General features: G+C 59.6%; 10 protein-coding genes. 4 read left to right on the forward strand and 6 right to left on the reverse strand.

Annotation, left to right across the window (positions count from 1 at the left end; all coding sequences use genetic code 11):
• Positions 1 to 1,335 (reverse strand): ABC transporter substrate-binding protein (locus tag ACUTJJ_RS12060; RefSeq protein ID WP_445542323.1); only part of this gene is annotated, 1,335 nt, incomplete at its 3' end.
• Between the two features lie 403 nt (positions 1,336 to 1,738).
• Between ACUTJJ_RS12060 and ACUTJJ_RS12065 the strand changes: the two genes are divergently transcribed.
• Both ACUTJJ_RS12065 and ACUTJJ_RS12070 read left to right on the forward strand, forming a co-directional pair.
• Positions 1,739 to 3,013: an efflux RND transporter periplasmic adaptor subunit gene (locus tag ACUTJJ_RS12065; RefSeq protein WP_445542324.1), complete on the forward strand. Its 1,275-nt coding sequence runs from the start codon at positions 1,739 to 1,741 to the stop codon at positions 3,011 to 3,013.
• Positions 3,010 to 6,150 (forward strand): efflux RND transporter permease subunit, encoded by a 3,141-nt coding sequence (locus ACUTJJ_RS12070; RefSeq protein WP_445542325.1) that lies wholly within the window; start codon positions 3,010 to 3,012, stop codon positions 6,148 to 6,150. Before ACUTJJ_RS12065 ends, ACUTJJ_RS12070 begins: the two co-directional genes overlap by 4 nt.
• On the opposite strand, the gene ACUTJJ_RS12075 is transcribed toward ACUTJJ_RS12070, so the two are convergent.
• The 5 genes from ACUTJJ_RS12075 to ACUTJJ_RS12095 form a co-directional block, all read right to left on the reverse strand.
• Entirely contained in the window at positions 6,147 to 6,686 is a 540-nt protein-coding gene (locus ACUTJJ_RS12075) for an invasion associated locus B family protein (RefSeq protein ID WP_445542326.1), read from the reverse strand. The two genes, ACUTJJ_RS12070 and ACUTJJ_RS12075, sit on opposite strands and share 4 nt — an antisense overlap.
• Before the next feature lie 32 nt (positions 6,687 to 6,718).
• Entirely contained in the window at positions 6,719 to 10,693 is a 3,975-nt protein-coding gene (locus ACUTJJ_RS12080) for an autotransporter domain-containing protein (protein ID WP_445542327.1), read from the reverse strand.
• Positions 10,694 to 10,900: 207 nt separating this feature from the next.
• Positions 10,901 to 11,425 carry a flavin reductase family protein gene (locus tag ACUTJJ_RS12085; RefSeq protein WP_063950015.1) on the reverse strand — a complete coding sequence of 175 codons (525 nt, stop codon included), beginning with the start codon at positions 11,423 to 11,425 and terminating at the stop codon, positions 10,901 to 10,903.
• Positions 11,425 to 12,318 carry an aldo/keto reductase gene (locus ACUTJJ_RS12090; protein ID WP_445542328.1) on the reverse strand — a complete coding sequence of 298 codons (894 nt, stop codon included), beginning with the start codon at positions 12,316 to 12,318 and terminating at the stop codon, positions 11,425 to 11,427. Before ACUTJJ_RS12090 ends, ACUTJJ_RS12085 begins: the two co-directional genes overlap by 1 nt.
• Positions 12,318 to 13,475: an LLM class flavin-dependent oxidoreductase gene (locus tag ACUTJJ_RS12095; RefSeq protein ID WP_445542329.1), complete on the reverse strand. Its 1,158-nt coding sequence runs from the start codon at positions 13,473 to 13,475 to the stop codon at positions 12,318 to 12,320. The genes ACUTJJ_RS12090 and ACUTJJ_RS12095 overlap by 1 nt, the downstream gene beginning before the upstream one ends.
• Before the next feature lie 101 nt (positions 13,476 to 13,576).
• Here ACUTJJ_RS12095 and ACUTJJ_RS12100 point away from each other — a divergent pair, with 101 nt between their 5' ends.
• Together ACUTJJ_RS12100 and ACUTJJ_RS12105 are read left to right on the forward strand one after the other, a co-directional pair.
• Positions 13,577 to 14,281: a GntR family transcriptional regulator gene (locus ACUTJJ_RS12100; protein ID WP_445542330.1), complete on the forward strand. Its 705-nt coding sequence runs from the start codon at positions 13,577 to 13,579 to the stop codon at positions 14,279 to 14,281.
• 335 nt (positions 14,282 to 14,616) lie between these two features.
• Positions 14,617 to 15,693, forward strand: a complete 1,077-nt coding sequence (locus tag ACUTJJ_RS12105) for an ABC transporter ATP-binding protein (protein ID WP_445542331.1) — start codon at positions 14,617 to 14,619, stop codon at positions 15,691 to 15,693.
• The last annotated feature ends 12 nt before the right edge of the window (positions 15,694 to 15,705 follow it).

The following is a 15,705-nucleotide window of genomic DNA, read 5'->3' on the forward strand; positions in this document are numbered from 1 at the left end:
GACTGCTGCCTTGCGTGCCGGCGTATCCCACCAGCCCGGCGAGCTCGTGGACAGCGCACCCATCAATGCGGGCTCCGGGAGGAAGGGGCTGTGGCTGATGTAAATATCCCAAAGCTTGGGATCGGCCCGGCGCTGTGTCAGCGTCGCCCAGTCCACCACCTGCATGTCGACCTTGAAGCCGGCGAGTTTCAGATATTCGGCTGCGACCTGCGCCATTTTATAATGGAATTCATATTGGCGGCTGGTGAGAATGCGAAGCGGCTCGCCATTATAGCCCGCAGCCTTCAGCTTTTCGGCTGCAGCTTCGGGATTGCCGACATTGTAATTGCCCTCCACGCCCTCTTCCGTGTGCCAGGAAAAGTTATCCGGATAATAGGCGCCATCGAGGGCGTAGAACTCCGTATTGCCGAAAGCAGCAGCCAACATGTCTTCCGTATTCAGCGCCTCGGCGACAGCCTTGCGGACCTCAAGCTTGGATGAAAGCCCTTCCTTGGTGTTGAAGACAAAGACCGGGAACCCGAAGGGCTTCAGCATGAGCGGCTGCGACGCCGAAGACGACTTCACCTTGTCGAAGGATTCAACGGGAATGGAATCGACGTAGTCATATTGTCCCGAGACGGCAGCCTCAACGCGTGTGTTCGGATCGGGCACCGGCACAAAGCGGATTTCATCGAGATATTGGTGGCGGGCTCCACCGTAACCGTCGCTTTCGCCGTCGCGGGATTTGTAGCCATCGAAGCGAACGAGCTGGATATATTGGTCGGCCTTACGCTCCTTCAACATATAGGGGCCGGTGCCGATGAATTCGGCCATCGGCTCCGCCTGCTTTTCAGCCGGGAGAATGATGGCGGCGGAATTGTTGAAAGCGAGGAGCGACGTCAGCGGCGCATAGGGCTGCTTCAGGGTGATCGCGACCGTTCCGGCGTCGGGTGCGGAGATGTTCTCGATAAATCCGGCTGCCTGTTTGCCACGAGAGGCAATCTTCATCCAGCGTCCGAGCGAGGCGACGACGTCTTCCGATGTCATGTCGCTGCCGTCATGGAATTTAATGCCCTGGCGCAGCTTGATCGTATAGGTCTTGCCATCGGCGCTAATCTCCGGCAGCGCCTCCGCCAGAAGCGGCGTCACCTTCCAGCTCTTGTCGAAGGTGTAGAGCGTTTCGAAGATATGCTGCGTGACGATGCCGACAAGATCGGCCGTTGACGCCATCGGATCGAGGGTCGGCGGCTCGCCGATCGTCGCGACATTGATCACGCCGCCCTTCTCTTGGGCCATCAACACACCCGGCGCAAGCAGCAAAGCGGCAGTGGCGAGAAATGCAAGTTTACGTCTCATGGTTAAGCTCCCAGCTCTTACGTGTTCCATTATTATGTTATATGCATCTTTATAACAGAATATATCGATAAGACGCCTTGTCAATCACAATGCGTGCGACGAAGCACTCGAAGATCGGGATTGGGGTCGCGGGAGAGGAAACGGTCCGCAGCGGGCTTGTAAGGTTAGGATGGCTTTGGAGCCTCCAGACGCGGAGATCCGGGTGATACTCGCGGGGTCTGTCCTGAGCGACCAACCGTTGCATTGCCTATGAAGCAAGGCGTTCGCTGCCCGGCGCCATATTCGCCATTACAAAAGTTTAAGGTGATTTTGCAGCGCATTGGGTGTCTTGTGGAGGAAAGCTGCTCCCAAGGCTTGCCGCACATGTTCGGGAAACATGTAATTTCATTCGCGGAATCGTCAGATGAAACGTTTCTGGACCGCCCTTAGCGTTCTTGCCATCGCAGCCGCCGGCGGCTGGTATTTCAGGGATCGCCTGCCACTCGACCAAATCCCGTATTTCAAACAGTTTGCCGTCTCGCCGCAGCCAACCGGCGCGGAAACCGCAGCGCAATCGACTCAGAACGGCCCGCCTGCCCGGCAGCAGGGGCAAAGACAAGGTGGGCGGCGCAACGGAGCACCGCCGACAGTCAGCACCATTGCCGTCAGCAAGGCGACACTGCCGATGGATGCGACAGCGACCGGTTGGGCAGTCGCAGCCGACATCACCAATATTGCGCCTCTTCAAGCTGGCCTTGTCACCGAAATCGCGGCGAAGGACGGCCAGCATATCAAGGCTGGCGATCTGATCCTCAAGATGGATGATCGCATCGCACGCGCCGCAGTGGACAAGGACAAGGCCAATATTGCCGCCGATCAGGCCACGCTTGAGCAGACGGAGGCAGCTTTCCAGCGTGCCGCCAACCTCGTCAAGCAAAGCGCCGAGTCCCAGCAGGTGCTGGACCAGGCAAGAGCGGCCCGCGAGAGCGCCAGCGCAAAGATCGACGCGGATAAGGCAACGCTTGCATCGGATCAGGTGACGCTCGAGCATATGGAAATCCGCGCACCCTTCGATGGACGGCTGGGCGATATCACGGTTAGTCCCGGTGCCTATCTCAGCGCCGGCATCAATATTGTGACGATCACCAAATATGATCCCATTTCGGTGAGCTTCCGGCTTTCCCAGCGGTACCTGCCGCAATTGCGTGAAGGCATCGCGAAGGATACCGCTGTCGATGTCGATCCCGCCGCAACCGGCGGTGAGGCCATGTCCGGCGCGCTGCGTTTTTACGACAATACGGTCGACCAGGCATCCGGTACGGTCTTGGCCAAGGCGGAATTCAAGAATGATCGCGGCCTTTTGTGGCCCGGCCAGTCCGTTAATGTGACGGCTCACTTCATTTCAGACGACGAGATGATCATCGTGCCGACCGTTGCCGTGCGGCCGGGACCGAAGGGCAACTTCGTTTATACCGTCGATAATGATCATCATGCGCATATGACCCCCGTGGAGGTCGCCCGCTCCAATGGAGATTCGACCGCCTTAGCAAGCGGCCTCAATGGCGGCGAACACGTGATCGTCGAAGGACAGTCCGGACTCGCCGACGGTCAGACGGTGGTCGAGCAGTTTTCCGATAAGGGCGGCACAGCCGGTAACCTGGCCGCCAACATCCAGCAGGACAAGGTGGGCGGCCAATGATCCCAAGTTTCTGCATCAACCGCCCTGTCGCAACCACGCTTCTTGCCATCGGCCTCGTGCTCGCCGGGCTTGCGGGCTTCCGCCTGCTCCCCGTCGCCGCCCTGCCGAAGGTGGATTTTCCAACGATCAACGTTTCTTCATCCCTGTCTGGCGCTTCGCCACAAACCATGGCGACATCGGTGACGACGCCGTTGGTCAAGCAATTCGAGACCATTCCAGGCGTGAGCGAAATCAGCGCCACGAACACGCTCGGCAACAGCTCGATCGTGCTTCAGTTCGACCTCAATCGTGATATCGACGCCGCCGCGGCCGATGTTCAGGCCGCAATCTCACGCGCACAACGGCAGTTGCCGAGCAACATGACGACGACGCCGAGCTATCGCAAGACGAACCCGGCCGATGCGCCAGTGTTGCTGCTTGCCGTCAACAGCAAGGAAATGCCCACCAGCAAGGTGGATGAGATCGCCGAAAACATCATCTCACCGCTTCTCTCCACCATCTCGGGCGTTGCCCAGGTCAGTATTTATGGCGCGCAGACCTATGCGGTCCGTATCGGTCTCGATCCAGCGCAGCTTCAGGCAAGAGGCCTTGGTGTCGACACTGTCACCACGGCCATCGCCCAGGCCAACAATCAGGTGCCTGTCGGCGCGCTCCAGGATGATAATCAACGGTTGACGATCGAAGCTGATACGCAGCGGACCAACGCAGACGCCTTCCGCTCACTGGTCGTTTCAACCACCAATGGCGCAAGGATCCACCTCGGCGATATAGCCAATGTCACCGACAGCATCGACAACACCAATGCCGGCAGTTGGTTCGATGGCGACCAGGCGATCATTCTCGCCGTGCAGCGTCAGCCCGACGCCAATACGGTAGAGGTTGTCGACGCCATCAAAGCGAAGTTGCCCGCGCTGCGGCAGCAATTGCCGCCTTCTGTGAATATCAACGTGATGAACGACGCTTCGACAGCGATCAAGGATGCGATCTCCGACGTTCAGTTCACGCTGTTTCTGACCATTGGCCTTGTAGTTGCGGTCATATACCTCTTTACCGGCCACCTCACCGCAACCATTATTCCCGGCCTCGCGGTGCCGCTGTCGCTCATAACGGCTTTCGGCATGATGTATGTGCTTGGCTACAGTATCGATAACATCTCCCTGCTCGGCCTGACTTTGTCTGTGGGGCTGGTGGTGGATGACGCGATCGTCATGCTGGAGAACATTCTGCGCCTGCATGAGGAGGGCCTGCCGATGCGCGAGGCTGCGCTGCAGGGTGCCGCGGAAGTCAGCGGCACTATCCTGTCGATGTCGGTCTCGCTGGTTGCCGTTTTCATCCCCATCCTGTTGATGGGCGGTGTGATTGGCAGGCTCTTCAACGAATTCGGCATGGTCGTCACGCTCGCGATCATGGCATCGGCGCTGGTTTCACTGACGGTGACGCCCATGCTCGCCTCGCGCCTCTCCGGCCACACTTCCAGACCGCCGGCGATCATTCGCTGGTTCGATGCCGGGTTCGAACGCACGCTGCGTGGCTATGGCCGCACGGTCAGCTGGTGCCTTTCCCACCGGGGTATCGTGCTCGCGTCTTTTCTCGCGTCCATCGCTGCCTCTGCCTTCCTCTTTGAGACGCTGCCGTCGAGCTTTTTCCCGCAGGAAGATATTGGCCGCCTTTCCGTTTCGACACAGGCGCGCGAGGATATTTCCTATGCGGCGATGCGTGATCTTCAGGCGCAGGTCGCCGACCAGATTCGGAAAAACCCGGCCGTTGTCCATGTCACTTCCATTGTCGGCGGCAATTCCCGCAACCCGCTGAACAACGGGTCGATGTTCGTGGAACTGAAACCCAAGGAAGAGCGTGCTCCGCTGAGCCAGGTGCTGGCGGAACTGGGGCAGGCAACATCGAAGGTCGCAGGCATCCGCACCTACATCAATCCGCAGCAAAGCCTGCGTTTCGGCGGACGCAGCTCCGCAAGTCAATATCAGCTCGTGGTTCAGGGCCTGAACGCCGACACGACGACCGAGTGGTCGAACAAGCTGATGGAGGCGATGCGCCGCGACCACACATTTACTTCCGTCACATCCGACGCCCAGAATGGCGCGATCGCAGCCACGATTTCAGTTGATTCAGAAAAAGCCGCCGCCTTCGGCATTACCAATGACCAGCTGCGCAAGACGCTGGAAATGTCTTTCGGCGGTTATACGGCAGCGCAAATCCAGTCGACTGGCGATAGTTACGACGTCATCGTCGAATTTGACAGCTCCAAACCCTGGAGCGCTGATTTTCTCAGCGACATCAATATCCTCTCCGCCAAGTCAGGCGTCCTCGTTCCGCTGTCCAACTTTGCTTCGCTCACGCGCACGCAGGCGCCTGTCACCATCAACCAGACGGGCCAGCTTGTCTCCACTACCATCTCCTTCAACCTACCGGATGGGGTCGCGCTTTCCGATGCCACAAGCCGGATCGACCAGATCAAAACGACCATCGGTCTGCCGCAGGATGTCTTCACCAGCTATGGCGGCACGGCGGCGATCTTCCAGCAGAGTCAAGGGAATACCGGCATCCTCATTTTGGCAGCTGTGTTGACGATCTACGTTGTGCTGGGCGTGCTCTATGAAAGCTTCATCCACCCGCTGACCATCCTCTCCGGCCTGCCGGCCGCTGCCTTTGGCGCACTGGTAGCGCTTAAGGTGATGGGCATGGATTTCTCGATCATTGCGCTGATCGGCCTCTTGATGCTGATCGGCATCGTCAAGAAAAATGCGATCATGATGATCGACGTGGCAGTGGAGCTCATACGCGAAAAGGGCGAGGCGCCGGCGACCGCCATTCACGAAGCCTGCGTCCGGCGTTTCCGGCCGATCATGATGACGACCTTCTGCGCCCTTCTCGGGGCCCTGCCCATCGCACTCGGCTCCGGCGCAAGTTCGGAACTGCGCCAACCACTTGGCATCGCGGTGGTCGGTGGTCTTATCGTCTCGCAATTGCTGACGCTCTTCATCACGCCCGTCATTTTTGTGGAATTGGACCGATTTGGCCGGTTCCTGTCAGGGTTGTTTTCCCGCAAGAAAAATGTCGAGCCCCATGCGCCACAGCAGGAACAGGGCGCGAAACCTGAGCCGGATTCCGTAGCGGCCTAGCGCATTTCCTCAAGGCGTTTCAACGCCTGGGGAAACCCTTTTCCCTGCAGCTGAAACGAGACAATGCGACCCTGCAGATCGGGCGCCTCGATTGTGAGTGTCTGTTCCGCCTTCAGCGCCGAGACCAGCTCGACAAAGGGCGAGAAGGAAACAACGCAGCCAACCGGTAAGCAAGTGCTGACCTGCACCTCCTGCAAGCGCATATTTCCCGATTTGACGGAAAAGAGCTTGGTGACGGCCAGACCAAAGGGCAGAACCATCGTGCCAGCAAGCTTCCCCGGTGCTTCTTCACCGGCGAGCCGGAACTCCACGGAAACGACGAGCTTGCGGGTCTTCTCCTCCAATTGCACCTGGGCCATCGCGCAGGGCCGCTTCGTCTCCTGGGTCGCGCCAGAGGCTTTCTCGGGGCCATCGTCATTTCCGGGTGCAGTACAGGCGAGCTGCCAGCTTCCGTGAGCCTCGTGCAAGGATGCTGCGCCTTGCGACGTCTCCTGTGCAGCTGCGCTGTCGAGAGAAAATGCGACGAACAGAGCCATAGCACTTGCGCAACGCGTATTTTTACACCGCATCAGAAACGAACCCCAAGTTCGGCGGCAGCGGACTGATCCAGCAGGCCAGCGCCAAAAACTGCACCATAACGGAATGTCAACGTGGCGGACGGCGTGAGATCGTAGCTTAGCCCCAGATTAAGTATTGCTGCGTCTCGCGAACCTGTCGTGCTCGCGATCGAAAACTCCTCGCCGCCGTCGTAGAAAAGGCTGCTGCCCATGGCAGTGTCGCCGTAATTGTGACGCCAGGCGAGATCGAACATTGCGCGGCCAAGCATGCCTTCCAGCGCGACCTCCCTTGTGATGCGCGCACCGAGCGTCGTGGAAAGCTGTTCGTAGCGTGCCGACGCTGAGGACACGGCGGCGATCCCGCCTTTTTCGCCAAAAGCGTCGGTACGGCTGTTTACGTAGGCGATGTTGGCATAGGGCTCGACATGGGTCAGATCGAAATCGAAACGCCAGGCTGCTTCGGCAAAGACCTGCGACGTCGAGCCGCCATAGCTGGCGGAGAGGTTTTCGCTGAGTGTCGAGAAAGAGACCGATCGGCGCGTATCCATATCCTGAAACGCATGGATCGCCCCAAACCGCAGAGACGCAGGCCCGATCATTGTGCCCGCATAAGCAGCCACATAATAACTGTCGACCTCTGCTGAAGCAGCAAATGTCGTCTGGTCAATCCTCTCGTGGCTGTAACCGCCCGCCACACCGGCGCGCCAACTTTTACCGAGCTCACCATCAAGTCCGAAGAGAGTGCCGCCGCCCTTTCTATCAACCGATGAGCCATTGCCATCGCCATCAACACGTCCACGCGACCCGAAACCGCTGGTCCAGAAGCTCGGCGATCCTTCATCCTCGAACAAGAGGTCCCCGTCTTCCTTCCCATAAGCGACGGGCATGATTGGCCGTGCATCGATGCTGTCGAAGGCGCGGCGCAGCCGATCCAGAATAACGTCCCGGGTCTGGCTGCTGCGATTGACCAGGGTCATGGCAACCGACGGATGGATTTCTCCGGCAAGCTGCGAAAATGCCAGTTGCGTTTCACCGCCCTGAAGGAAAATGGCGGACTGATACAGGGCTGCATTTTCTCCGAGGGCCTGAACGGCGTTGGCCGCTGCTCGGGCATTGGCTGTGGTGGTTTGCGCGGCAAGAGATCCGGGGGCCGACGATGTCGGGCTGAACGACAGATAAGCGGTGCCAGTGTCGTCGCTCTTTGCGACAGTCGCGGTCAGATAGGCAAAATTCTCATCGATCCGGGCGAAAGCGCCGGTTATGCCACCCGTCGCAGTGAGGATCTGGTAGCGCGTGTTCAGACTGAAAGCAGATCGGTTCGTCAGCGGCGTGACGACGAGGGTTACGTCATTGGCGATTGTTACGGTACCGTTCACCGCAAGCCTGTCGGAATTACCGGCGGTATCTATATCAACCGCATATTTGGCGCCCGCAGCGAATGTAGCGTCGCCTGTCGATGTCAACGTACCGAGCGGATTGCCCGGAGCCAGCGTACCGCCCGGACCGATAGCAAGGCCGGCAACAGTACCCGTACCGCCGAGCGTCGCGCCGTCGCCCACTGAAACCGCGCTTGCCAACGAGCCATTGACGGTCAGTTTTCCGCCTGAGACCGTCGTCGGGCCCAGATAAGTGCTGACGGCCGAGAGTTCGAGGTCGCCTGCGCCGGTCTTTTCGAAGCTGCCCGTGCCGTGAATCGCATTCGAAAGCCTCCCGGCGCCATCCACGACCAACGCCGCGTCATTGGCGATCTCGCCGGAGCCAAAGCTTCCCGCGGTTCCCTTCAAGGTACCGCCGGATATCGTGGTGCCGCCGGAATAGCTGTTGTTTCCAGCAAGCGTCGTCACGCCATTTTCCGCAACAACGCTGCCCGCTCCCGAAATATCGGCCTTGACGAGGTAGGCCGTCTGCGAGTGATTGAAAACGATCCGGCCAGCGCCGGCTCCAAAGCTGATCGCCTGAGCATCGATGGTACCGGCCGAACGGGCCGTCTGCCCGGAAGCTGCGCCGACATTCAAGACGCCAGCCGAACCGGCAGAGGACGCAATGAGGATGGTAGGCGCCGCGAGCGCTGCGCCGCCTGTTACTTCAACGCTGCCGTCCCCGGCAGAGCCGATGACCAAGGTTTCGCCAACGGAGACGCGCGAGCCGATGCCGTTGACGAGGACGGCACCATCAGACCCCGCCGAAGATCCCACGGAAAGCTGATGGGCATCGAGCGACGCACCATTCGTCACAATCAAACTGCCGGAACCGGATTGTCCGACCGTCATGCGGCCGGAGGCCCCAAGGCCGTTATCGATGTAAGCCGTTATATTCGAGCCGGCACCTGTGATGGTCATCGTTCCCGATGAGCCCGAGAGATCCCCCAGGACCACCTGCCCCGCCCGGATATTTCCGCCGGCGCTGGCTGTAACCTCGGCCGAAGCCGTGCCCTGATAACCGGCGATCAAGGTGCCGGTCATCGTCCAGCTGGAGCCACCGCCGGTAACGGTGACCGATGATGACGAACCGCTGAGCGCAGCGACGACACCGTTTCTACTCTCGACAGCGCCCCCGGCTTCAACCGACATCACAGCGTTGCCACTGCGACCGACGATAATGTCGCCCCCGCTGCGCAACGTACTGCCAGCGCCGGAAATCCGGGCGGAGCCCGTACTGGCGACACTATTGCCGAGTACGACGGCTTGACTGCTGACGATGCCGCCACCCGTTACGGTCAGGGACCCGGTGCCGGCATCGCCGATCGCAAGTCCGCCACTGCCGACCGTTAAGGCCGATCCCTCACCATCGATAATGGCTGCCCCGGTCGCCCCGGCAACAGAGCCGAGCCGGGCGGCGGTGCTCTTAACCTTGCCACCGGCGGTCACATTCAAGGTTCCGTTGCCGGAAGCCCCACCGGGATCGGCGACATCGCCACCGACCTGAAGATCGCCCGTGACCCATGTAGACCCGTCGCCGGCCACGCTCGCAACGGAAGTGGAATGGCGTCCGATGATGGCGCTGTCGCTGGTCGCTGACGCCGCTGCCTCAACAGTAAGGTGCGCACTGCCCTCGTTTCCGATGACCAACTGACCGGTTTCCAGTGCCGAGCCAAGCCTGCTAAGGGTGACTTGGCTTCCCGACGCGGAGGAAAGATTGGCAATGACGGTCGTGGTTTCGCTGAGGAGTTTTCCGCCTCCCGTCACCGTCAGTGTGCTGACACCGGCATTGCCGATGACGGTGCCGGCCGCAACCGTCCAGCGGCTGCCGGCGCCCGATATAAGCGCGTCACCTTCCGTTCCTGCCCCATCGCCCAGAACGGCCCTGTCGCTATTTACCGTGCTTCCGGCAAGAATTTTCAGGTCGCCCCTGCCGCCGCTGCCGGATGGCGCGGCGCTGGCACCGTATCCCACAAAGATCGTGCCTGCTGTAACAAGAGTGGACGAGTTGTCGAGTGTCAGGGAGCCGTTCCCTGTTGCCCCTTCGCCGATGTAGACGGTGCCGGTCGAGGTCGCGCTACCGTGTAAAAGGGAGAGGGTACCGACGCCGTTACCTCCGACCGATAAGAGACCGTGGTTTTGAAGGGTCGCGCCCGAGAACGTGACGGTACCGCCAATTCCCGCGCCGACCCCAACGCTGAGCGAATTTGAAAAAAGGCTCCCATTGATAACCAAAGTACCGGACGAAACTTGTCCGACCGTGACGGAATTGGCCATGGCAGATGTGCTGGTCGCGAGGACCGGGCCATCGCCGTTGATCAACACGTCATCGCCGGCATCGGGCACCCGGGCTGAGGGCGCCCAGTTCGTCGAGGTAGACCAATCGCCGCCCGGAACGCCGTTCCAGTTCAGGGTTTCCGCCCAAGCACTCTGACCAGGGCTAACGGAAAGCAGGATCGACAAAAACCAGCCTGTACCGAACGCCGAATGGCGGCCGGCAGCTTTTCTGCGTGCAAGACTTTCCGGAGAGGTTTCCCTTTCCAAAAAGAGGCAGAAACAACCGGACATTCAATCTTCCCTAATGAGCGCCGAACGACATCCATGATTCGGCGAATCATTTCTTCACCGAACCCAGTGCATTAAGCCATTTTGGAAAGTGAGCGCCAGCTATAACGTCACGACGACAGGGTTTTACTTTGAACGCCCGGATCAGTGCCGGGAAATGCGGGCGACTGCAGCTGATATCTTGCGTGAAACGCTGGCGACATCGCAGGTTTACTGACGGGCAAATCTCCCGAAGGCCCCACCCGAAAAGCACAGCGGATCGCCATCGCGATGGGCCGCGCGAAGCACTTCGCCGACGATGATCGTGTGGTCGCCCGCATCATGGGCAGCAGCCTTGCAGCATTCGAAACGCGCAAGCGTTCCGGGGATGACCGGCACGCCTTCGTCGTTCAGTTCCCAGTCCAGATCGTCAAAGGCGCGTCCGTTGCGGGTAAAGCGGGCGCTCAGCACATCCTGATCAGCGCTCAGCACATGGATCGCGAAATGCGTCGCGCCATTGAAGGCTGCATAACGCGACGAACTTTTAGCCGGCGACCAGAGCACCAGAGGCGGATCGAGCGATACGGACGCAAAGCTGTTGACCGTCATGCCGATCGGGCCTTCCGGGGTCGTGGCTGTTACCACCGTAACACCGGTGGTGAAAGCGCCGAGCGCATTGCGAAAGCTGCGGCTGTTTTCGCCGCCGGGAACGAATACATGTTCATTGGGCATCTTGATTGGCTCTGCAACTGTCATCACGCCACCTCTTTTCCAATCGCAAGGGAGTAGAGTTCGAACCATGTCTGGCGGTCCATCGTCACGCGAAGCGCATCGGCAGCGGTTTTGATGCGTTCGAGATTATTTGTGCCGAGAACAGGCACGATCTTTGCCGGATGGCGCAGCAGCCAGGCAATTGCGACAGCGGTCGCGTCGACACCCTGCTCCTTGCCGATACGCTGCAAGGCAGCCATGGTGCTGCCATGCGCGCCGGAGAATAGCGATCCGCCACCGAGCGGCGACCAGGCCATAGGCGAAATGCGCTTTTCCTGCAGGTAGGCGAGATCGCCATTCGTGAAGGAATCGGTGGCAAGCAGGCTCATTTCGATCTGGTTCGTCACCAACGGGTTGCTCGTGGCCGATTGCAGCAGCGAAAAATCCCACGGGCGGAAATTGGAGACGCCAACCGCCTTGACCTTGCCCGACGCCACCAAAGCATCAAGTGCCTTGCCGGTTTCTTCCGCGTCGATCAGCGGGTCGGGGCGGTGAATGAGCAGCAGATCGACGTGATCCGTTCCCATGTCGCGCAGCGACGCTTCCACCGAAGCGTTGATGTGGACCGCGGTCGTGTCGTAATGCTTGACGCGGGCGGCGGCGTGGCGGCCGGCCGGCGCGACGATGCCGCATTTGGTGACGATTTCGATTTTGTCGCGCAGTCCTGGCGCGGCTTTCAATCCGGCGCCAAGAATGGCCTCTGCCGTGTATCCGCCATAGATATCGGCCTGATCCATGGTTGTGATGCCCTGTGCGAGGCAAGCCTCGATCTTTGCCTGTACATGCGCCGGCGAGGTGTCTGCATCGTCACCAATGCGCCACATGCCGTAAACGACGCGGCTGAGTTCGAGTGTGTCAGAAAGAGCGATACGTTCCATCAGTGGCGTTCCCCGTTGCCGAGCGGCGTCGCTGGCGTTTCAGAAGGCACCCGGCCATAGGCATGCGGCAGGGAGCAGGTTTTCATCTGCGGCAACACCTTGGTGCCGAAATGTTCCGCCTCGTCGAGATGCGGATAACCGGACAGGATGAAGGCGCGGATACCCATCTTCTGGTAGTCCTCCAGCGCCGAAAGAACCTGATCCGTCGAGCCGACCAGCGCTGCGCCGCAGCCCGAGCGCGCCCGGCCGATGCCGGTCCACAGATTGGGTTCGACATAACCGAACTTGTCAGCGAGTTCACGGGCCCGCGCCTGATGCGAAACGCCGAGTGAACCGCTGTCGTGGGCGCGGTTGCGGATTAGCTGGCCGTATTCATCATCGAGCTTGGAGACCAGATGTTCTGCGTATTCGCGGGCTTCCTGTTCGGTATCCCGCACGATCATGTGCACACGCAGACCATAATCCAGCGTACGACCATGGGCGGCAGCGCGCTCATTGACGGCGCGCATGCGGTCCGCCAGCTGGCCCTTTGTTTCAGGCCACATCAGATAGACGTCGCACTGCGCGCCACAAAGTTCAAGCGCGTCCGGAGAGTAACCACCGAAATAAAGAAGTGGGCCGCCGTTCTGCTGGTAGGGTTTCGCCGGTTCGGTCGATACGCCCTTGAACTGGTAAATCTCGCCATCGTGGTCGATGGTATCGCGGGTCCAGGCCTGCCGTAAAATCTCGACGACTTCGTGGCTGCGCTTGTAGCGGAAGGCGCTGTCGGCGACCTCTCCCGGAAAATCCGAGCTGATGACATTCAGCGTCAGGCGGCCCTTCAGCATGTGGTCGAGCGTTGCAACGGTGCGCGCGAGCATGATCGGCTGCATTTCACCGCAGCGGATCGCGGCAAGGAAATTGATACGGTCGCTGATCGGCGCACAGCCGGCCACAAAGCTCAGCGTATCCTGCCCCACCTGATAGGACGACGGGCAGAGAATGTTGCGGAAACCAAGTTTCTCGGCTTTTTTTACGATGTCCGAGCAATGTTCGAAGCTGGAACGCAAGCTTCCATCCGGCACTCCGAGATAGGCGTAATCATCGGAACACAAAGCGGAAAACCAGGAGACCTCGGCAGCATCAAGATCAGCGGATGTAACGGGTACGACGGTCATGCAATTCCTCCTCAGGGCCGCTCTCGTAGTTCTTGCATAACATCAAGAAATATGTAAATCAATGATGTATCAATTTTTGTTTCGGGTGGAGGAAGCGGCATATGAGACACACTAGTGGCAGTTTGCCCATGTATCTCCAGATCGCCGAAATGCTGGTGCGCGAGGTTGCGGCAGGGCGGCTGATCGACGGCGAGAAGCTTGCGCCGGAGCGCGATATGGCTGCCGATCTCGGCATCGCCGTCGGTACGCTACGAAAGGCGCTCGCCGAGTTGCAGGAGCGCGGCCTTCTGGAGCGCGTACAGGGTTCGGGCAACTACATCCGCGCGGTCAGCGATCCGCAAAGCGTTTACGCTTTCTTCCGGCTTGAACTGATCGAGGGCGGCGGCCTGCCGACAGCGGAGGTTCTTGATGTGACCCGGCTAGCGAAGCCCGCCGATTTGCCCGCTTTTGGCACTTCCTCCGAAGGACACAGAATTCGTCGTCTGCGGCGCATCGCCGGCAAACCGGCTGCCATCGAGGAAATCTGGCTTGATGGTTCCTACGTTGACACGATCACCATCGAAAATATGTCGGAATCTCTCTACCTCTATTACCGAACTCGCCTCAACCTTTGGATATCGAAGGCGGAGGATCGCATCGATCTCGGTGACGTGCCCGAATGGACGCCCGAAGCGTTCGGCCAGAAAGCAGGCGCCTCCGTGCCCCGCGTCCTCCGTCTTAGCCAGGCGCAGGACGGTGCAGTGGCGGAAGTTTCCTGGACCTGGTTTGACCATACCGTCGCCCGGTACGTTTCTCGCATACGTTGAGATTGCGCAAATTTCGCGTGATCCACGCGAATGAAGGAATTTGACGGCATGCAAGAACGCTGCGGCCTGTCGCGCGGGTGATTTTGCGGTTATATTTCTTTGAATCAACGACTTAATGGTTTTTGATTTTTGTCAGAAATAAAATTGATACACTATTGATTTCATTTTTATGAAAGGTAATATCACGACCTCAGGGAGACAGGCGTTTTCGCCATCCCACGATATCGCCGGACAATCGGGATTGATTTTCGAAGATGCGATACGGGGAACTTGAAGGTTGGTACCGGCTATTGCGTCCACTCAAATTTTGGACGCGCCGGTCGTGAGGAGGAATTATGGCTTCGGTCAGCCTGCGCAAGCTGGACAAGAGTTACGGTGCGCTTCGCATCGTCAAGGGCATCGACCTTGAAATTAACGATGGCGAATTCGTCGTGTTCGTCGGCCCCTCCGGCTGCGGCAAATCGACGACGCTGCGTATGGTCGCAGGGTTGGAAAGCATTACCGGCGGCGAGGTGAGGATCGACGACCGTGTCGTCAACCGGCTACCGCCGCGCGAACGCGACATTGCCATGGTGTTTCAGGACTATGCGCTTTATCCGCACAAGACGGTGCGCGAAAACATGGGTTTCAGCCTGAAGTTGCGCGGCGTCAGCGCTTCCCAGGCCAATGCCAGCATCGATGAAGCGGCGAAGATGCTGGGCATCGAGCACCTTCTCGACCGGCGGCCTGGCCAGCTTTCCGGCGGCCAGCGTCAGCGAGTAGCCATGGGACGCGCCATAGTACGCCGCCCGCAGGTCTTCCTGTTCGATGAGCCGCTTTCCAACCTGGACGCCAAGCTGCGCGGACAGGTGCGCACCGAAATCAAACGCCTGCATCAGCAGCTCGGCACGACGATCATTTACGTCACCCATGATCAGGTGGAGGCCATGACGCTCGCCGACCGCATCGTCATCCTGCGTGGCGGCGATATCGAACAGGTTGGTACGCCGGATGAGGTTTATAACCGCCCGGAAAGCGTCTTTGTGGGTGGTTTCGTCGGTGCGCCCGCCATGAATTTCGCCCGCGCCAGGGTCAATGGCGACCGGCTGGCATTTTCCGACGGCAACTCCCTGCCGATGGCGGCCATCCGGCCATCGCGCGAAACAGGGCTCGAAGGCCGAGACGTCATCGTCGGCATTCGCCCGGAACATTTCGGCCCCGCCGAGGGCTTCGACAGCCAGCTCGCCGTCCGGGTGCAGGTGGTGGAACCACTGGGTTCGGACACCCTCGTCCATTTCAGCCTCGGCGACGCGGCGCTGACCGCACGGATGCCACCGCAGCTTCGGCCAGCGCCGAACGAGGAACTGCGGATCGGGGTCGATCCGTCCAAGGTCCATCTTTTCGACGCAAAAACGGAGCGCTCGATCCACTGATTGCCGGGCGAA

The sequence above is a fragment of the Agrobacterium sp. DKPNP3 genome (assembly GCF_052686535.1).